Consider the following 17,657-nt stretch of genomic DNA (forward strand, 5'->3'; position numbering starts at 1 on the left):
TATGAATTTTGGTACTTGCATACGGGCCACGACTCGGTGTGACTCGCTCCACCGGTGGAAACCCTCGCCAACGGCGGGACTCCCGCTCGGCCACGCCGACGTCGGGTGCTTCGCGTCGACCCCCGCCGCTCCCCTCACCGTCGATCGCCGCCGTCGGTTCGGTGGCGGTCGTCCCGCCCGGGGCGGTACACATCCGGCAGGAGGGCCGGCTCGGTGGCCGACGAGTCCGCCGGCGTCGGGATCGACCGTGTCTCGCCCGTCGTGAGGCCCGCGATGACGTAACCGAGCGCGAGCGCGCCGAGGATCGAGCCGGGGCCGAACCCGTAGAGCGTGTAGCCCTCGAACAGCTGGTGGATCGCGAAGCCGGTCGCGAGACCCAGCATGGGGACGTTCGCTCGATCGATCCGCAGCGCGCCGTGGACCAGCGGGCCGAGGACGAGCACGAGATACGCGGTCCCGCCGAGGATTCCCGTGCGGATCGCGATCGAGAGATAGGTGTTGTGGACGCTGAACCCGCCGTTGCCGTCGGCCAGATACGGCTCGATCGTACCCCGGGTTCCGACGAGGCCTCGGCCGAGCAGCGACGCGTCGTGGCGAACCGCCTCGAACCCCGCTCTCCACAGCGCGAACCGATTCGCGGGATCGATCGGGAGGATCGAGGCGTATATCGCCACCAGTAGAAGGGCGCTCGCGACGGCGACCGCCGCCAGCGTTCTCGGGACCGCCCCCCGGCCGTGAAGGACGTAGTTCGCGTAGATTCCGAGCGCGACGACGGTCGCGAACGCGCCCGCCCGGCTGTTCGAGAGCCAGAGGCCGAGCGTCGTGAGCCCGAGACACCCGATCGGAACGATCGAGACCGGGGACGACGCGCTTCGTGCGTGGGTGCGGTGGACAAGCACGGCGCTCGTGACGATCCCCGGGAACATGAGCAGTCCGAACGTGTTGGGGTTCGCGAAGACCGAACGGAGCACGGGGATCTCGAGGCCGGCGGCTCCGAGGACCGGGCTCTCGCCCCACGTCCGCACCTCGAGAACCCCGACCGAGAAGTCGCCGACGATGGCCGCCGGAAGACCGACCGCCGCGACCACGGCGGCCACGCCCGAGATCGACCAGTAGGCGGCGTCCTCCGTGAGGTATCGGGGGAGAACGAAGAGGTTGAACGCGAGGACGAGACCCGCGAGCACCGGGAGGAGTCCCATCCCGGACCCGGCGGCGAACGGTCGGGCGTGATGGAGAAACACGCCGAACAGGACCGTGTAGGCGGCGAGGTAGGGGAGGCTGGCGGGCAGGAACGACCCGACGTCGTCGCGCGCCAGGACGAAGGCGACCGTCGTTACGAGCACGGCGGCGAGTTCGACCGTCCCCAGTCCGATCCCACCGCTGACCAGCCCGACGAGCACCGTACCGACCGCGAAGAAGAGGCCGATCTGCAGCGACAACAGCGGCGAGATGCCGTCATTCTCGCGCGCGTCGTACCGGTCGAATGCGACGACACAGAGGAACAGATACGCGAGGGCGAGGTGGGCCCCAGCGACGTGATCGGTGGCGGACGCGAGGACCGACAGCAGGATCACGACCGCGAGGCCCGCGAGGGCGTAGGGAGGCATATTATATAATAAATTTGATATGTAGGTGCTTAGTTACTGATCCCCTATTCACGGAGGCGACGCCGATCGATCGAACGGACCCTCGTGGGCCGGTCGTGAAGTCGGCGGGTTCGTGGGTCGACCGGTCGGTGGTACCGACGCCCCGATCGACGACAGCGTCTTCGGATCGGCGACCGATCGGAGGGAGAACAGATGCCGCCGAACGGTTCCCTCGTGACGAGCGTCTCCGCGATGGCCCGTCTACCGAGGCGTCCAGGATCCTGGCTCGTGACTGGTAACCCGTTCGTCGTTTCGTCGTGGACCCTCGATCGGAACGGACGCTCGACTGACGAAACTTTTATCCTGGTGTGTGGTATACTACCACATGCACCCGCCGCTCCGTTCGGTACCGCGGTGGGTAGTCAGAGAACGCCCGTATCGAACCACGATCACCCGCAGACACCGACCCACCACATCGAACACGAACACCACCACTCCGGAACGTCGTATCGTCCGCCGACTACGTATCGCCCGCTGACTACCGCATCGCCCGTCAATCAGGTATCGTTCGCCGACCACTACGGAAACGGCCCGGGTTCCCTCGTCGGATCCTCGGGTGCGATTCCAAGTCCTTCTCGATAACGCCCATCTGGAGCAGCGCGTTCGGCCCGATACGTCATCCGAACCGTCGAGACGGCGTTCACCGCCCTCTGACGCGTTCGATACCGTCCGTCATGCCTTTGGCCGTCGATCGATTCACGTCCGCGTATGTGGCACGGGGAGGACTACTGGCTCGTTCGGTTTCTCTTCCAGCGGGCGCTCGCGCTGATCTACCTGCTCGCCTTCTTCGTCGCCGCCAACCAGTTCCGACCGCTCGCCGGCGAGAACGGGCTGTTGCCGATCGACCGCTACGTCGAGCACGTCTCGTTCAGCGAGCGGCCGAGCCTCTTCTATTTCGTCCCGAGCGACCGCGCGATCGGGCTTGCGGCCTGGTCGGGCGTCCTCCTCTCCGCGCTGGCGCTCGTGGGCGTTCCGTACTGGCTTCCCGACGCGTACGCCACGCCCGCCTCGATGCTGCTGTGGACGACGATGTGGCTGCTCTACCTCTCGTTCGTGAACGCGGGCCAGACCTTCTACGGCTACGGCTGGGAGTCGATGCTGCTCGAGACGGGCTTCCTCGCGATCTTCCTCGGCGCCGGAAGCGTCGCCCCGCCGTTCGTCGTCCTCCTCCTGTTACAGTGGGTGCTCTTTCGCAACATGTTCGGCGCGGGGCTGATCAAGCTCCGCGGCGACGAGTGCTGGCGCGATCTGACGTGTATGGAGCACCACTACGAGACCCAACCGATCCCCAACCCGGTGAGCTGGTTCGCCCATCACCGTTCGAAGGCCTTCCACCGCCTCGAGACGCTCGGGAACCACGTCGTCGAACTGGCGGTTCCCTTCCTCTACTTCGCGCCCCAGCCCCTCGCGGCGCTCGCGGGCGTGGCGACGATCGGCTTTCAGGGCTGGCTGATGGTCACGGGGAACTTCGCGTGGCTGAACGCGATCACGATCGTCCTGGCGATCGCCACGTTCAGCGACGGCGTTCTCACCTCCCTGTTGCCGGTCTCGGCGCCCGCCGCCGCGCCGACGCCGCTCTACCTCGAGGCGACGGCGCTGGTCGTGGCCGTCCTCGTCGTCGCGCTGAGCGTCCGGCCGACGCTGAACATGCTCTCCGAGACCCAGGTGATGAACACCTCGTTCGATCCGCTGCACCTCGTCAACACCTACGGCGCGTTCGGCTCGATCACGAAGGAGAGGTACGAAATCGTCGTCCAGGGCACCACCGACGAGGAGCTCACCGAGGAGACGGAGTGGCGGACCTACGAGTTCAAGGGCAAACCCACGGATCCCGAGCGCCGGCCGCCACAGATCGCTCCCTACCACCTCCGGCTCGACTGGCAGCTCTGGTTCGCCGCCATGTCCCCCTCGCCGTACCGGAGTCCGTGGTTCCCGCGGCTGTTGGTCAGGTTCCTCGAGGGCGACGAGGCCACGCTTGACCTGATCGCGGAGAACCCGTTCGACGAACCGCCGGCCCACGTCCGCGCCGTTCGGTATCGCTACCGGTACACGACGCCGGCAGAGCGCGAGGAGACGGGCCGGTGGTGGGAACGCGAGCGCGTCGGTACGTACGTGCGACCCGTCTCGCTCGAGGACGTTCGGGGCCGAGGGTCGCCACAGCGCGGACTGCTGTGACCGACGCGTTCGTTCCTGAGGGGTGAACCGGGTCGGTCGTCGAGCCCGTCCCCTCTCCCCTCAGCGCTCCTCGTCCGACCGTCGCGCGGGCGGCGTCTTCGAGAGGAGCCGTCCCCAGAAGCTTCGGTTATCGGCGACGCGCCGATAGGAGCGCTCGCGCAGCCGGTCGTAGTCCTCGAAGTTCCGGAGGAACTCGACGAGGGGACGGGCCTCCCGCCCGAGCCCGGTGCGGACGAACGCCTCCTCGATCGACGCGCCGCACGAGTAGACGCCGTCGTCGGTGACGAAGTGCGAGCAGTTCTCGTACTCCTCGGGAAGTCGGGCGCGTAGCTCCGGGGTGAGATCCTCGAACCCGACGATCCTGACGTCCGAGCGGTCCGCGAAGTACTCGGCCCACCAGGTACAGAAGCCGCAGTCGTCGTCGTAGACGAGCGTCGCGTCGGTCATACGGTGAGGTACTGGCTCTACGCCAGTAACGCTTGCTCTCGACCCAGCGGTCATCGAAGCCGGTATCCTTACCGTCCTCGTTCGTAAGGGGACGCATGGAACGGTTCGTTCAACTGATCGCCGTCGGAGGCGTCGCGCTCGTCGGGGGGCTCTGGGTCGTGACCCTCTTCGACGCGTGGTCGATCGCGTGGTTCGTCGGAGCCACCCTCGCCGTTCTCGGTACCGGGAGCCTCGCCGTCGGCATCGGCAGCGAGATCGACCTATAACGTAGCTGCAGATGCCCCCGCCGATGAGCGTCAGGGCCAGCCGGTCAGCTCGATCGCCCGTCGTCCGATCGAACTGCCGTGTGAGTGGTGCTTCGCCGTCCTTCCGATCTGATCCCTTCCGAATTTCATCGAGGAACAGGGCTCATCGGGACGTGAGTACGGTGGGCTCTCGTCGATCACCCGACGACCGTCACCGGAACCGACGACCGACGGGTGACCGCTGTAGCGACGTTTCCGACCAGCAGACGTGACGAGAGACCTCGTTCATGGCCCCCAATCACGACCACGTCGAACTCCTCGGCCCGTCTGACGATCGCCCGGGACGGGTTCCCCGTCTCGACGATGGTCGTGATCTCGATGTCGTATGAGGCGGCCAGTTCGCGAGCACGCTCGAAGACCACCTCGGTCTGCGTTTCGGCCATCCTCGAGGGATCGTCCGAAAGCGCCAATCCGGCGGCATTCCCCATGTGCCACGTCGGGACGCCGATGACGTTCAGGACCGTTATCCCGGCAGCAGGGTAGGCCTCGAGCGCGAATTCGAGCGCCTGCTCGGCAATCTCGGAGTCGTTCATCGGGACCAGAACATGGGGTGTCATAACGTAGCAAACATGCGTGAAGCGGGCACCTATATTCGATCCTTGCTCCCGCTGCCGTACCGTCCGTTATCCACGGCTGTTGCACGGTTCCGATCGGACGACCGGCGTACGAGCCCATCCCATCGAAAGCGGGTCGTTCCCGGTGAGGGATCGCCTGCTCGTCGAATGGATCATCCCTGTCTCGGTGAGCGAGAGCTCCGCCGGCCGAACGGTACCTCGGGTCCGGCGAGGTCGAGAACCTACTCGGTGGGTGAGAGACGGGCCCGCGGTCGCCTCGCTCGCGGTGGTCTCCGCCCCTATCCCAACGCTTAGGGCGGTTTCCCCGGAATCGCCCGGGAGTGAACGCGCTCACCGACCCCACGAAACGACGGTGGCTCGCGTGGGGAGCGTTGGCGACGGTCTTCCTGCTGGTGAACCTTCACCGGCTCTCGACGGCCGTTCTTTCCGAGCGACTGACCGCTGATTTCGCCCTGAGCGCCGCGGAGTTGGGCACGCTCCACGCCTCCTTCTTTCTCGTTTACGCCGCCATCCAGATCCCCACGGGCGTGCTCGCCGACCGGCTCGGCCCCCGCCACGTCGGCTCGGCCGGCGCGGCCGTCCTCAGCGTCGGCGCGATCGGGTTCGCGCTCGGCGACGGCTATCTCGTGGCCCTGCTCTCGCGGGGGTTCGTCGGCCTCGGGAGCGGCGTGATCTTCGTCTCCATCCTCCGGTTCTGTGCGAACTGGTTCCGGGCCGGCGAGTTCGGGACGATGACGGGCCTGACCGCCGGCGTTGCCGGTCTCGGCGCCATCCTCGCGACGACACCGCTCGCGCTCGCCGCCGAGGCCGTGGGCTGGCGTCGGACGCTTCTGGGACTCGCCGGCGTCGGCCTGCTCGCGAGCGTCGGCGTCTACGTCCTCGCGCGGAGCTCGCCGGCGGACGCCGGCCTCGAACCGATCGAGGGCGTCCCCGAACAGCCCTCGGTGTCGCTCGCGGAGACGGGCGCGTACCTCCGGACGCTCGCGAGCGACCTCGACCAGTGGCTCCTCTCGGCGGTCTTCTTCTCGGGGATGGGGACGATACTGACGCTCATTGGCCTGTGGGGAGTGCCGTACCTCGTGGTCGTCTACGGCCTCGACGTGACGACGGCGTCGTACTACACCCTCCTGGGGTCGGTCGGCCTGCTCGCGGGCCCGCCGACGATCGGCTGGATCTCGGATCGGGTGGGTCGACGGCTCCTCCCCATGTGTGTCGGCCTCGCGCTGTTCGCGGGCGCGCTCGGAATCGTCCCCCTCGTCGGACGGCCGCCGCTTCCCGTCGTCGCCGGCGTCTACTTCTGTTGTGGCTTCCTCGTCGGGGCGGCGGTGCTCGCGCTCTCGGTCGTCAAGGAGCGCTACCCGGCCGAAGCGAGCGGCGTTGCGACGGCGACGGTCAACACCGCCGGGTTCGTCGGCGCGACCGTCTTCCCGACCGCGATGGGCGTAGCACTCGACGCCTACCGAACCGGCGACGTCGTCGGCGGTACGGTCGTCTACACCGAGTTCGGCTACCGGGTCGCGTTCGCCATCATCGCCGGGGCCGTCGCGGTCGCCTTCGGCTGTTCGCTGTGGCTGCTCGTTCGGAACCGATGAGTCCGGTCGTGGCTTCGCCGTAGCGGGCCACGGCCGCCGTTCGGTCGCCCGAATCCGTCGAACGGCGTTCTGGCAGGAATGACTACGGATGGATCGACTCCGACCCCACTGCTACGAGCGGTTCGATTCTTTCGTCCTCTCCGGATCACTCGATATCCGTTCGGACGGCTTCATTATAACCCTCATCGAGTGATACTCCGACGAGGGCATGCTGACTAGAGGGCGCGTATCCAGCAGCGTCGGATGATCGAGTGGCTGGTACCCGATTGCTTACTACCGACCGAATAGTGATCAACGAACTCGTTACCGGTTTTCTGTGCTAGATAATATCTTACAATCTTTTTACTCTGTCTGCTCCTCGCTATACAGAGAGGATACCAGAGATGTCGACAAAAGAACAAAACATAGAGATTGTTGAGCACGGCTCGATCGAGGTATACGAGAAGGGCAATTTAGACGTCATTGATGAGATGGTGAGTGAGGACTTCATACTTCACGATCCGCTCACCCCAGAGGAGATCCATGGTCGTGATGGCCTGAAAGAATACGTCGAGGCAAACCGAGATGCATTCCCCGATCTCAACATCACGATCGAACAGCTCGTCGCTGAAGACGATCTCGTTGCGGTCCACTTTACGATCCGGGGAACCCATGAGGGACAACTCCCAGATCTTGACCTCGAACCGACCGGTGCGGAGATCGAGATTATTGGCATGGAATTTGACCGGATTGAGGACGGCAAATTAGTTGAAACCCGACTTCTCTACGATACACTCGGATTCATGCAGCAAGTAGGCGCAATTCCCGCCGAAGAAATGCCTGGTGAGCAATAGAACGCCGGTGACTTCTTCTGCTGAGCTTCCGTGTTTATGATAAAACCGACTCTATTGAACCCTTCAGAGGGTGATGAGAACGGGTTGGTGTATACGGACTATCACTATCTTATTCGGAGGTAAACTCAAACAAATTCTCAGCAGTCTATTGAATCACTGGTGGGACTAATTTGCTGACTACAACCTCTCTGTTCAGCAGGCAGCTTCTGCCAAATCTCAGGTAGAACGCGTCACCCCTGGTGAATACAGGGCGCGTATCTCAGACGACACCGAGTTCAGACTGCCACCACTCACGGTCACCACTGGACGGGGTACTCAGAATTCTTCGGTGCCGTTGAGCCCCGGATTGAACAGCTCTTCAATTGCACAATCGAAGTGGTCTGCGAGTTTGAACGCGAGCTCCAGGGAGGGATCGTACCGGTCGCGTTCGATCGCGTTGATTGTCTGACGAGAGACACCAACTGCCTCTGCAAGGTCTGCTTGACTCTCGTTGCGCGCTTGACGTTCCTCGCGGCATCTGGATTCCATCGCTATCGAAAGTAACTGATGAGGAGCGCATAGGTGATGTACACGACCGCGGTCGTGAGGCTGAGGGTGGTTGTCACAGGCCCCCACGTGAAGTACGACGTCGTCGACAGGACTACTAGCGACGGAAAGACGATAGCTGCGAGCCAACCGAATACGGCAAGGGTGACGCCGCTTGCACGCTGATGAATCGTGTCGTCCCGCTCGTCGAACAGAGTGTAGTCCGTTATAGATGGGATTACAATACCGCCAGCCATTCCGAGGACGTAGAGGCCGACGGCAACGAGCGGGAATTCAAGCGCTGTCCCGATACCGAGGGCGATTCCCGCGGACACGAAACAGGCTGTCATCAGTCGTTTGTACGTTGCTGGCGGTCGGGATTCCATGACAGTGGCCGCTAGTTCTGACATGACTGGTGTCAACCTCGCTTTACAGTAAAGTATACTTTACACAGCCACATAAAAATTCCGGCTCAGTTCAGACAAATTGTTTGATGGACTCATCCTCTGTATTCAGCATACCGATCCCACTAATTCAGTGGTACGTTGCCGGCGCTGGGCGTGGTGACCCACGTGAGGTGTCACCGCATACATTTCGCCACTCAATCGCTCTCCGGATGATTCGGCGAGAGAACAAGCGCCTTGAGGACGTGATGCTCCACCTTCGTCATGCGAATCTCCAGCCGATAGACGAAGTCTCTGGCCACTTTCGTCGCTGAGAGACTGATTTAGCAGTTAAAAATCTATTTCAGTAGGGAAACTGTAGGAGTGTGTATACCGTCTTTACTCTCTGCCACGTCCACGAGGACGAACGAGTACGTCTGCTCCGATCTCTTTTTGGATGTCATAGGTGTCGCCCGCTTGTGTTCCGAGTGTTCGGACATCGACCGAGACCGTGGCGTGGCCGTCGCCGTCCTCCTCACCACGGATCGAGAGCGACAGGATTGATTCGCGCCCGGCCCCATCGACGGTTGCTGAGACCGCGTTCGCATGAACTTCTGTTCCAGCCTCATTGATTTCGGTGGTCGTCAGCGACTCGTTAGGGTTTCCACCCACTGTTGCCTCCTCGATCGTTGCCGGGCCGTCGACGGTCACGGTGAGATCGTAGACGCCGACGCCATCGTCGGCGATTCGCTGGACGATCGCGTCGATCGTCGTTTCCGTCCCTGGTTCGATACGCCTGTCGGCCGGATCCAGTCGGACCACGGTCGGGTTCGGGTCCGGCGCTTGAGCGGAGTCGTTTCCTGACATCGTTATTCGTCCTCCTCAACCAGCTGGTAGTGGGCCTGGACGTCGAGCAGGTCGATCTCGTCCTCCCCGTCGCCGTTGAAGTCGAACTTCTCGGGGTTCTCTTGGATCGTCGGGTCGTCCAGGTAATCGTAGAACAGTTGCGTGTCGGCCTCGGTCAGTTCGCCGTCACCGTTGATGTCCTCGTAGAGACCGTCGCCGGTGAGGTCCTGGGGCGGGGCGTCGGCATCGCCGATCGGTTCGAGCACGTCATCGGCGTTTTCGTCCTCGTCGCTATCCTGTTCGACGATCGTGCCGTCGGTGCCGACGGCGATTCCCGGGGCGAGCCCGGTGTCGTCGAGTGAGACGCCGAGTAGCGTCGACTCGACGTCGGTGTCGGCTGTAGCCCACCCGCGACTCGTCCGCTCGAAGACCGTGCCCTCGGCCCCGGCGGTCACCACCTCCTCGTCCGTGTTGTCGATGGCGTTCAGTTCGCTGTCGCCGGCCCAGTGTTTCGTCCAGACGGCGCCGTTGTAGCGGAAGACCGAGCCGTCGCCGCCGGCGACGTAGATCTCGTCGGCGCTCCGGACGGTCACATCAGTGAGGCCGACGCTCGCGCCGTCAATGCCGATGGTCTCCCAGCTCTCGCCGCCGTCGGTCGTCTCGTAGACCTGGCTCGTCGTATCACAAACGTAGCCCGTATCGTCGTCGAGGAAGTCGATCCCCAGCGCACTCGAACCACTGCCAGGTTCGACGACCTCCCCCCACTCCATGCTTCCGTCGGACTGTTTCGTGCCGCTGAAGTACTCGCCGGAGCCGTTGACCAGGTGAACAGTCTCCTCACCAGCAGCTCCGGAGACGGCGACTGCCTCCCACGTGCTCGTTTTCCCCTCCGGAGCCGAGTGGTCGGTCAACTGGCCCTCGACGGTGTCGTACTCGCCGAGGACACCGCTGCCGCCGGCGAACCAGATTCCGCCACCGAGCTCGGTGGCGTCTACCGAGTTCAGGACGTTGCCCTCCGCGGTCGGCCCGCGTTGGACGACGACGGTCCACGTTCCGGTATCGTCGCGCTCGAGGACGTAACCCTCGCCGCCGACGGCGTAGCCTCGGTCGGCGGCGTGGACGGTGTCGTGCAGCGTCTCCTCGACTGGCGAGTCGACCTGATTCCAGGGTGCTGGCTCCTCGGGATCGGCGGCCGATTCGCCGTCGTACTCGCCGTGCTCGACGATGTCGCCACCTTCGCCGACAGCAGCGTCCGGATAGAGCCCTGTGTCGTCGAGTGCAGCGCCGAACAGCGTGTTTTCGGCCGGAGTGTCAACGCGGGTCCAGTCGTCGCCCTCGTAGACGGCACCCTCGGCGCCGGCCGCGAGTTGGCGGTCCCCGGCCCTGTCGACCGTGTGGACGGTCGCTTCACCGACCGTCTCCGGCGTCCAGTTGACGCCGTCGTAGCGGTAGATGATGCCGTCCTCAGCCGCGACGTTGATCTCGTCGGAGGAGGCGGCCGCGATATCTTGGAGTGCCTCGCCAGCACCGTCGATGCCAATGGTCTCCCAGCTCTCGCCGCCGTCGGTCGTCTCGTAGACCTGGCTCGTCGTATCACAGACGTAGCCCGTATCGTCGTCGAGGAAGTCGATCCCCAGCGCGCTCGACCCACCGCCGGGTTTGATCACTTGTCCCCAGTCGACGCCGCCCTCCTCGGTGAGCTGCCCGTTCAAGTACTCGCCGGAGCCGTTAACCAGGTGGACCGTCTCGCTGCCGGTCTCGCCGGCGACGGCGACCGCCTCCCACGTGCTCGTCTTCCTGCTAGTGCTTCCGTCCTCCTGCTCGACTTCGGGCGCGGAGTGGTCGGTCAGTTGGTCGTCCTCGACGTTGTAGCGGCCGACGACGCCGCTGCCGCCGGCGAACCAGACCTGCTCGCCGTCGTCGGTGGCGCCGACGCCCCGCAGCGGGTTCGACTCGGTGGTCGGTCCCCGCTCAAGAACGGCGTCCCAGCCGTCGTCGCGGCGAAGCAGCGCATAGCCACTGCCGCCGACAGCGAACGGACCGCGGCTCGTTTGGACGGCGTCATGGAGCGTCTCTTCGGTTGGTGACTCGATAGCCGTCCAGTCGCCGTCCTCTGCGCTGACGGGGACGCCCTGTCCAACGAGAGCGGTCCCAGCGAGTCCAGCGCCGGTCAACTGTAGAAACCGTCGCCTTGATTGATCAGGATTCGTCATTCCATAGAATTTTGAATCTTCGTAGTAACTTTATTGTTCTTATCTCAGATAAAAGTGGCATCTGTTTGGGTGCTTCATCACGTTGGTAGAAACGGTTCCGTTGAAGAGTGTCGTTAGTGGTTTGTCTGTCGTGATGCCCTTTCTCAACTAGCTGAGGACTTCTGAATCTCCTTACGTCCTCCACTCAGCCGCTTATTTTGACCCCATTGCGGTGTTCCATCCGCACTGTCTTGGCTGGAGAACGTGACCGCTACCTACGTTCAGAATTATTTCCGGTTGAGGATACTTCACCGGCTCGCTTCTCTCACTGACTGGTACAAATGGAGCCACGACCACATCCATCCTCTATAGTCAGCATCCGCTCTTGACAATAACTCGGTAGTTGATCAGGTTCTGCTGAATACAGGACACGTATCTCGAAGAGAAGATCTTTTATTCCAGCTCTGTCACTACTGTTGCCGGGTTCCCTTGGACAACGACCTCATCGGGGACATCATTTGTGACGACGGCCCCGGATGCAATAACGGAGTTATCGCCAACCGTTACACCGGGATTGAGAACCGCTTGGCCGCCAATCCAGACGTTATCTCCGACTGTCACCGGTTTGCCGTACTCTGGCCCGTTGATTCGCTCGGTCGCATCAAGCGGATGCGTCGCCGTATAGATGTGGACGCCCGGTCCGATTTGGCAGTTCTGTCCGATGTCCACCCGACACACGTCCAAGATGACGCAGTCGAAGTTGGCGTAGAAGTTCTCACCGACGTGGATGTTGTACCCGTAGTCACAGCGAAACGGTGGTTCGATCTCGCATTCCTCGCCGCAAGAGCCGAGCAGTTTCTCCAACAACTCTCGTCGTTCGGGTTGGTCATGTACCGTCGTGTGATTATAGCGTCTCGTGAGATCACGTGCACGTTCCCGTTCGGCCACGAGTTCGGAGTCGTCGGCGTCGTACAGCTCCCCGGTCAGCATTCGTTCCTTTTCGCTGGTCACGGTCGGTGCTACCGACCCCGTCGAGGAGTAGCTTCCGGAGCCCTCGATCGGGGCCCGGACGACCGACGGACGGCGGTTACTAGTCGTTCCGTTCCGTCGACTCGGTCGGTGAGGTCGAACTGACGAATCGGTCCCGCTACTCGTCGAACGCCGGCTTGGCGGCCTCCGGCGGCCCCCTCTGGTCGTCGAGCCCGTGAAACGTCTCCGTGATGAGATTGCGGCTGGCCCGACGAAGCCGCTCGGAGAGCGCCTGGTGGCTGATGTCCAGGTCGGCCGCGAGCTCCGCGAGCGTGACCCGGCGCGGCACCTGGTAGTAGCCCATCTCGACGGCGCGCTTCATCGCTCGGCGTTGTTCGTCGCTCAAATCGTGGGCCGCCATCCGTTCCTCCTCGGACGGCGTTATCCGTTTCACGTAGACGGTCCACCGGTCCGTCTCCCACGTCGCGTACGCCGCCGACAGGTCGGCATGGAAGGGAAATAACAGCCGTACCTCCCAGCCCGACGCGTCGAGGGTCGCCGAGAGGACGCTGCCGTCGTGTTCGACCAGCCGATTGAGCACGCTCCGATCGGTCCACTCGACCCGGTAGAACCGCCGATCGCTTCCCTCGCCGCCATCGTCGTCATCGTCTAGACGCCGATGTGACTCGACGGTCGGCTCCGCCGCGAGCGAGGCGTCGACGGCGTCGATCGCCGACGGCGGGCCGTCTACCCGTGCACACGGTGCGACCGTTCTCCCGTCGGCCGCTGACGACTGGATCTCGAGTTCGACCCCCTCGTGATCGTCCACCGCGGTCTGTAACGGGCTCTCCTCGTCCCGTACGACGACGTTCGCGATAAGGTCAGTCATGAGTCGGTTCGTGGCTCCCTCAGAGCCAGCCGGCGATGGTCGAGGCGAGCGATTCGGCCGTCAGGGCGCTTCCCACGAGCAGGACGAGCGCCGCGAGCAGGAAGCCGACGTTCTCCTTCCACGTGATGTCGTAGTACCGGTTCACCGCGCCGATGAGCGCGAAGACCGTCACCGGCAGGCCGATCAGGCCGTTGATCGCCGGCATCACGATGGCCATTCTGACGGGCGTCAGTCCGGTGTTCGCAAGCAGCCAGAACGCCGAGATCGCCGAGAGCACGATGAGCCCGACGACCGTCATCCTGAACCCTCTATCGCCGAAGACGGTGTGGTTCCCCAGTGCCTGGGGGACCATGAACCCGGCACCGAACAGCGTCCCCGTCGCCGACGAGAAGCTCGCCAGCAGCGCCGCGAGCAGGAAGACGTACAGGGCGAAGTCCCCCAGGATGGCCGTGAGCGGCTCGCCCGGGCCCGTTAGCGTCATCTCGCCCTGGCTCAGCGTGACCGCCGAGACGATCATCACGAACGCCCCGATCGTGAGCGTGGTGAGGATGCCCGTCGCGTTGTCGCGGCGGTACTTGTTCACGTCCGACCACTCCTTGGTCGGCCCGATGCTCGACTGGATGAAGAAGTTCGGCCAGTAGACGGTCGTGCCGAGCAGCGCGATCACGGCCGTGAGGTAGCCGATCTCGCTCTGGATCAGCGGGACCAGCCCTGCAGCGACCTCGCCGATGGGGATATCGAGGCCCACCATCAATAGCCCGTACGATCCGAAGATGGCGATCACCATCGCGGCGATCGCCCCCTCGATGCGCTCGTACACCCGTAGCTCGACGAGCGCGATGCCGAATCCGGCCGAGACGAGGATGCCGATCGCCACGTTGTCGAGCCCGGGGACGAGCCACGCCAGCGCCGCGCCCGCGATCGCGTAGTTCGAGATGGCCCACAGCGCGCTCATCAGCGACATTGCGATAATGAGTACCGAACCACCGGGAAGGACGTCCGTGATGTAGTCGGTGAGCGGTTCGTGAGCGACCGCCAGTCGCGAGGACATGTCGTGGAGCGCGATGTCGATCAGGAAGGCGAGCGGCAACACCCACAGCAGCGCGAACGCGAAGTTCGCACCGGTGTCAGCGAGGATGTAGACCGATCCGGCCCCGAAGACGTTCGCCGCGAACAGCACGCCGAGCCCGTACGCCTCCAGGAGATCCGCGAACTTCGCCTGTAGCCCCGCGACCTGGTACGTCTCACTCGCCATCACGAACCACCTCCCGAGAACTCCTCGGATTCGATGTCACACCGTCGGGATGTCTTGTCGGTTCCATACCTGGTCACGTTTCCAGACACGTATCCGAACTGGGCTTGCAATTGCGCGCAGTTAAGTGGGTCTCGTACACGCGCCGGATACGTGAGGGTGTGTGAACGGACGAAAATCACCAAGGGGGAAGCTGATCACTCGATTCCGGGAAGCGACGGGGAGCGGCTGGTGGGTCGAGAAGAGCCGACGGCGAACGGGCCGTCGGGAAGACGGTCGGATCCGAGAGCCAGAGCCCGCATCCGGGGTTTCAGCGACCCCCAGGCGGGGCCGGGGGAACGAACGGCAACGATACTGTTTTCCGCCCGTTGGGTGTACTCGAATCATGGGGCGCCACATCCTCGTCGCGATGGAGAGGTCCGCGTCCTCCGAGGCGGCGCTGGAGTTCGCGCTGGAGGAGTACCCCGACGCGACGATCACGGTTCTCCACGTGCTTGAGTCCGGGGATCCTCTCGATCTCTTCGCGAAGCCGGAACCCAGCGAGTACATCGTTCCGGATTCCGACTACGAGCTGGACGACGAGCTACTGCCCAGAGCGGGGCGTTTCGAACGAGGTCAGCGCAAACGGGCGGAGAAGGTGTTCGAACAGGCGTGTCGGATAGCGGACGAACACGGAAGGGAGATCGAACTCGCCGTCGAATCGGGAAAGACGGCACAGGAGATATCCGACTACGCCGAAAACCACGCCATCGATCAGATCGTCATCGGCGATCGCAAGTACCGGGGTGTAAGTCGAGCGTTATTCGGGAACATCGCCGCGTCGATCGCCAGACGCACGTCGATCCCGGTGACGATCATCTGTTGACGTCCGTCGGCGTTCTGACCGGAAAGCCGTCTCAGTACCGGTCGGAGTAACGGGCCCCGACACCGGTGCTGGTTCGAAACGAGCAGCGCACAGTAAACGAACCGGCGAGACCGAGCGTTCAAGCCACCCTCGAACGCGAGCGATCACGGCCGACGGAGCCCGATGGATCCTTCCGTCTACTGTCGAAGTTCGCCGACTTTCAAGAGCGATCCCGTCGTGTCTCCTGTGATTATCTCGTGAAATCGTCATGTAGGACGTGTATAACAAAGGCTATTACACGACTAGATTACTGCATGATGCGTATCTCTGGCGACACCGCCTTCCGACTGCTCGCGAACCGCCACCGTCGGCGGTTCCTGCTCCGGTTCACTGACATCGATCCGAACGAGGAGGTAGCGGTACCGGACGACCTCGCGTTCTTAGGTGAGGATATGGAAACGATCGCGACCGAGTTGCAGCACACCCACCTCCCGATGCTCTCGGAGGCAGGGGTGGTCGACTGGGATCGCGGGGCGAGCACCGTTCGGCGCGGCCCGCTGTTCGACGAACTCGAGCCGTTACTTGCTCTCTTGATTGAACGTCGCGACCGGTTGCCCGACGAGTGGTTCTGACTCGCGATGTAAACGGGGAACGGAAGAACACGTGTCTCAAGTAATCTCACGCCGGTACTGCTGGGCCTCTTGTGGCGTTTCAGCGAGTCTCCCAGCGGTTCGTTCAGTAGGCTTCAACAACAGCAGCCATTCCCTCGAGACGGCCATTGTTGCGCGATCGTTCGCGTTCATATTTAACCGACCAGTCGGCTGCGTTTTCCAGGAGAGTATTCATTTCATACCACATTGATTTTATATCAGGTATCCAAGTTATATGTGTCCAGATAACCGACTCAGGAACAGGAGTGTCTGAGGTCTGATCGGGAAACGCTGATGGCTCATCGTTGACGTCAGGTCCATCATTGGCTCCTTAATCGAATCCCACTAATCCTTGCTATCGATATCGTTTAATGGTTGGGTAATTACTCCAATATCATATGAGAATTAAACCGTTCTATCACGCGGTCACACAGCGGGTGGACAAGATGAAACGCCTCTATTTTCTCATCAGTGATGAACGTAAATTCAGCCAAACTTTTGATATGCCGCTGAGTCAGCGATTACAGCTTTATACATATGGGTTTATGAGCCGGGCTGCAGCCTTGTACGACACTACTCGACCCAACGCGTATCTCTCCGATTTTGCCCGATATATCTACACGCCTGAGATCAATGGCGACTGGAGTGTATTTCTCAATAACAAACTCGCGTTTCACTACCTGCTTTCGGGCCATGAGAAATATCGTGCGGATGTGTATGCAGTCCTTCAGAACGGGCGCGCTCATCCACTCCCTGCATCGCATAAGGGGGCTGGGGAGAATACCACTGGGAAGAATGCGGGCAACTGGGTCCGTAACTGTTTGGATCGAGAGGGGAAGATCGTCATCAAACCTATTACTGGTGGTGGTGGCAAAAACGTCTGTCTGTGTCAGGATCTGGGTGACCGCTATCTTGTCAATGGAACCGCCTACAGCCTTTCTGAGTTCGACCAGCTCGTGAATGATCTCGATGAATATCTTGTCTCTGAATTCATTGAACAAGCGACCTATGCGACCGAGATCTATCCGTCAGCGCCGAACACAATCCGGGTCCTCACGATGATCGACCCTGTGACAGACGAGCCCTTCATCGCAATGGCGGTCCATCGGATCGGATCAGATGCCTCTGGCTGTTTGGACAATGTGGAACAGGGAGGATTCGCTACTGAGGTCGATCGAGAGACAGGTAGGCTCAGTGCTGCTGCGCAGTGGCAGGAGGGGAGTCTCGAATGGTATACGGCTCATCCAGATACCGATACGCGGATTGCTGACACACAGGTTCCAGGCTGGGAGTCGATCCGGACTCGGCTACTGTCGATCGCGGACGAACTATCGTATATCCCCTATATCGGGTGGGACATTATCGTAACCGGTCCTGGTGAATTCCGGATTGTCGAGGGGAACGACCACAGTGATGTCGAGTTTTTACAGGTCCACTGGCCATTACTGACTGACGAGCGTGTGCGGCGCTTCTACGAGGCACATGGCGTCATTAAGTGAGCTCGTTCTCGGTTCCCTCCTATCTGGATGCCCCT

At 62.4% G+C, this 17,657-nt stretch carries 17 protein-coding genes; 7 read left to right on the forward strand and 10 right to left on the reverse strand.

The window, feature by feature from the left end; genetic code table 11:
* Positions 1-134 precede the first annotated feature (134 nt).
* On the reverse strand, positions 135-1,607 hold the full coding sequence (locus tag V0Z78_RS03460; RefSeq protein WP_336343227.1) for an O-antigen ligase family protein: 1,473 nt from the start codon (positions 1,605-1,607) through the stop codon (positions 135-137).
* 747 nt (positions 1,608-2,354) lie between these two features.
* Here V0Z78_RS03460 and V0Z78_RS03465 point away from each other — a divergent pair.
* On the forward strand, positions 2,355-3,821 hold the full coding sequence (locus V0Z78_RS03465) for a lipase maturation factor family protein (RefSeq protein ID WP_336343228.1): 1,467 nt from the start codon (positions 2,355-2,357) through the stop codon (positions 3,819-3,821).
* A gap of 60 nt (positions 3,822-3,881) precedes the next feature.
* On the opposite strand, the gene V0Z78_RS03470 is transcribed toward V0Z78_RS03465, so the two are convergent.
* Positions 3,882-4,268 carry a DCC1-like thiol-disulfide oxidoreductase family protein gene (locus tag V0Z78_RS03470; RefSeq protein WP_336343229.1) on the reverse strand — a complete coding sequence of 129 codons (387 nt, stop codon included), beginning with the start codon at positions 4,266-4,268 and terminating at the stop codon, positions 3,882-3,884.
* A 95-nt stretch (positions 4,269-4,363) separates the two neighbouring features.
* Here V0Z78_RS03470 and V0Z78_RS03475 point away from each other — a divergent pair, with 95 nt between their 5' ends.
* Positions 4,364-4,534 carry a hypothetical protein gene (locus V0Z78_RS03475; RefSeq protein WP_336343230.1) on the forward strand — a complete coding sequence of 57 codons (171 nt, stop codon included), beginning with the start codon at positions 4,364-4,366 and terminating at the stop codon, positions 4,532-4,534.
* Positions 4,535-4,710: 176 nt separating this feature from the next.
* Here the strand turns inward: V0Z78_RS03475 and V0Z78_RS03480 are convergent, their stop codons facing one another.
* The gene (locus tag V0Z78_RS03480; protein ID WP_336343231.1) at positions 4,711-5,130 is read right to left on the reverse strand and encodes a universal stress protein; all 420 of its coding nucleotides are present in this window, start codon (positions 5,128-5,130) and stop codon (positions 4,711-4,713) included.
* A gap of 338 nt (positions 5,131-5,468) precedes the next feature.
* Here V0Z78_RS03480 and V0Z78_RS03485 point away from each other — a divergent pair, with 338 nt between their 5' ends.
* Together V0Z78_RS03485 and V0Z78_RS03490 are read left to right on the forward strand one after the other, a co-directional pair.
* On the forward strand, positions 5,469-6,740 hold the full coding sequence (locus V0Z78_RS03485; RefSeq protein WP_336343232.1) for an MFS transporter: 1,272 nt from the start codon (positions 5,469-5,471) through the stop codon (positions 6,738-6,740).
* 383 nt (positions 6,741-7,123) lie between these two features.
* Complete coding sequence (locus V0Z78_RS03490; RefSeq protein WP_336343233.1) at positions 7,124-7,573, forward strand: ester cyclase; 450 nt, start codon at positions 7,124-7,126, stop codon at positions 7,571-7,573.
* Between the two features lie 315 nt (positions 7,574-7,888).
* On the opposite strand, the gene V0Z78_RS03495 is transcribed toward V0Z78_RS03490, so the two are convergent.
* The 7 genes from V0Z78_RS03495 to V0Z78_RS03525 form a co-directional block, all read right to left on the reverse strand.
* Positions 7,889-8,101 (reverse strand): helix-turn-helix transcriptional regulator, encoded by a 213-nt coding sequence (locus tag V0Z78_RS03495; protein ID WP_336343234.1) that lies wholly within the window; start codon positions 8,099-8,101, stop codon positions 7,889-7,891.
* Between the two features lie 2 nt (positions 8,102-8,103).
* Positions 8,104-8,508 carry a DUF2178 domain-containing protein gene (locus V0Z78_RS03500; RefSeq protein WP_336343235.1) on the reverse strand — a complete coding sequence of 135 codons (405 nt, stop codon included), beginning with the start codon at positions 8,506-8,508 and terminating at the stop codon, positions 8,104-8,106.
* Positions 8,509-8,880: 372 nt separating this feature from the next.
* Positions 8,881-9,348, reverse strand: a complete 468-nt coding sequence (locus V0Z78_RS03505) for a hypothetical protein (RefSeq protein ID WP_336343236.1) — start codon at positions 9,346-9,348, stop codon at positions 8,881-8,883.
* 2 nt (positions 9,349-9,350) lie between these two features.
* Positions 9,351-11,501 (reverse strand): dockerin type I domain-containing protein, encoded by a 2,151-nt coding sequence (locus tag V0Z78_RS03510; protein ID WP_336343237.1) that lies wholly within the window; start codon positions 11,499-11,501, stop codon positions 9,351-9,353.
* 471 nt (positions 11,502-11,972) lie between these two features.
* The gene (locus tag V0Z78_RS03515; RefSeq protein ID WP_336343238.1) at positions 11,973-12,530 is read right to left on the reverse strand and encodes a sugar O-acetyltransferase; all 558 of its coding nucleotides are present in this window, start codon (positions 12,528-12,530) and stop codon (positions 11,973-11,975) included.
* 136 nt (positions 12,531-12,666) lie between these two features.
* Positions 12,667-13,377, reverse strand: coding sequence for a helix-turn-helix domain-containing protein (locus V0Z78_RS03520; protein ID WP_336343239.1), 711 nt, complete (start codon positions 13,375-13,377; stop codon positions 12,667-12,669).
* A gap of 19 nt (positions 13,378-13,396) precedes the next feature.
* A complete protein-coding gene (locus V0Z78_RS03525; RefSeq protein ID WP_336343240.1) occupies positions 13,397-14,632 on the reverse strand; it encodes an NRAMP family divalent metal transporter in 1,236 nt (411 codons plus the stop codon).
* 382 nt (positions 14,633-15,014) lie between these two features.
* Here V0Z78_RS03525 and V0Z78_RS03530 point away from each other — a divergent pair, with 382 nt between their 5' ends.
* The 3 genes from V0Z78_RS03530 to V0Z78_RS03540 all read left to right on the forward strand — a co-directional run bounded on the left by V0Z78_RS03530 (position 15,015) and on the right by V0Z78_RS03540 (position 17,622).
* Positions 15,015-15,494: a universal stress protein gene (locus V0Z78_RS03530; RefSeq protein ID WP_336343241.1), complete on the forward strand. Its 480-nt coding sequence runs from the start codon at positions 15,015-15,017 to the stop codon at positions 15,492-15,494.
* Positions 15,495-15,787: 293 nt separating this feature from the next.
* Positions 15,788-16,105 carry a DUF7344 domain-containing protein gene (locus V0Z78_RS03535; protein WP_336343242.1) on the forward strand — a complete coding sequence of 106 codons (318 nt, stop codon included), beginning with the start codon at positions 15,788-15,790 and terminating at the stop codon, positions 16,103-16,105.
* Between the two features lie 416 nt (positions 16,106-16,521).
* A complete protein-coding gene (locus V0Z78_RS03540) occupies positions 16,522-17,622 on the forward strand; it encodes a sugar-transfer associated ATP-grasp domain-containing protein (RefSeq protein WP_336343243.1) in 1,101 nt (366 codons plus the stop codon).
* The last annotated feature ends 35 nt before the right edge of the window (positions 17,623-17,657 follow it).

Source organism: Halalkalicoccus sp. CG83, assembly GCF_037081715.1.
GTDB lineage: Archaea > Halobacteriota > Halobacteria > Halobacteriales > Halalkalicoccaceae > Halalkalicoccus > Halalkalicoccus ordinarius.

Bases quoted from the DNA above. Each gene is read 5' to 3' on its own strand.
- V0Z78_RS03495 (WP_336343234.1), bottom strand. From the start codon at position 8,101: ATGGAATCCAGATGCCGCGAGGAACGTCAAGCGCGCAACGAGAGTCAA.
- V0Z78_RS03460 (WP_336343227.1), bottom strand. From the start codon at position 1,607: ATGCCTCCCTACGCCCTCGCGGGCCTCGCGGTCGTGATCCTGCTGTCG.
- V0Z78_RS03470 (WP_336343229.1), bottom strand. From the start codon at position 4,268: ATGACCGACGCGACGCTCGTCTACGACGACGACTGCGGCTTCTGTACC.
- V0Z78_RS03525 (WP_336343240.1), bottom strand. From the start codon at position 14,632: ATGGCGAGTGAGACGTACCAGGTCGCGGGGCTACAGGCGAAGTTCGCG.
- V0Z78_RS03540 (WP_336343243.1), top strand. From the start codon at position 16,522: ATGAGAATTAAACCGTTCTATCACGCGGTCACACAGCGGGTGGACAAG.
- V0Z78_RS03535 (WP_336343242.1), top strand. From the start codon at position 15,788: ATGATGCGTATCTCTGGCGACACCGCCTTCCGACTGCTCGCGAACCGC.
- V0Z78_RS03465 (WP_336343228.1), top strand. From the start codon at position 2,355: ATGTGGCACGGGGAGGACTACTGGCTCGTTCGGTTTCTCTTCCAGCGG.
- V0Z78_RS03500 (WP_336343235.1), bottom strand. From the start codon at position 8,508: ATGTCAGAACTAGCGGCCACTGTCATGGAATCCCGACCGCCAGCAACG.
- V0Z78_RS03490 (WP_336343233.1), top strand. From the start codon at position 7,124: ATGTCGACAAAAGAACAAAACATAGAGATTGTTGAGCACGGCTCGATC.
- V0Z78_RS03475 (WP_336343230.1), top strand. From the start codon at position 4,364: ATGGAACGGTTCGTTCAACTGATCGCCGTCGGAGGCGTCGCGCTCGTC.
- V0Z78_RS03520 (WP_336343239.1), bottom strand. From the start codon at position 13,377: ATGACTGACCTTATCGCGAACGTCGTCGTACGGGACGAGGAGAGCCCG.
- V0Z78_RS03505 (WP_336343236.1), bottom strand. From the start codon at position 9,348: ATGTCAGGAAACGACTCCGCTCAAGCGCCGGACCCGAACCCGACCGTG.
- V0Z78_RS03530 (WP_336343241.1), top strand. From the start codon at position 15,015: ATGGGGCGCCACATCCTCGTCGCGATGGAGAGGTCCGCGTCCTCCGAG.
- V0Z78_RS03480 (WP_336343231.1), bottom strand. From the start codon at position 5,130: ATGACACCCCATGTTCTGGTCCCGATGAACGACTCCGAGATTGCCGAG.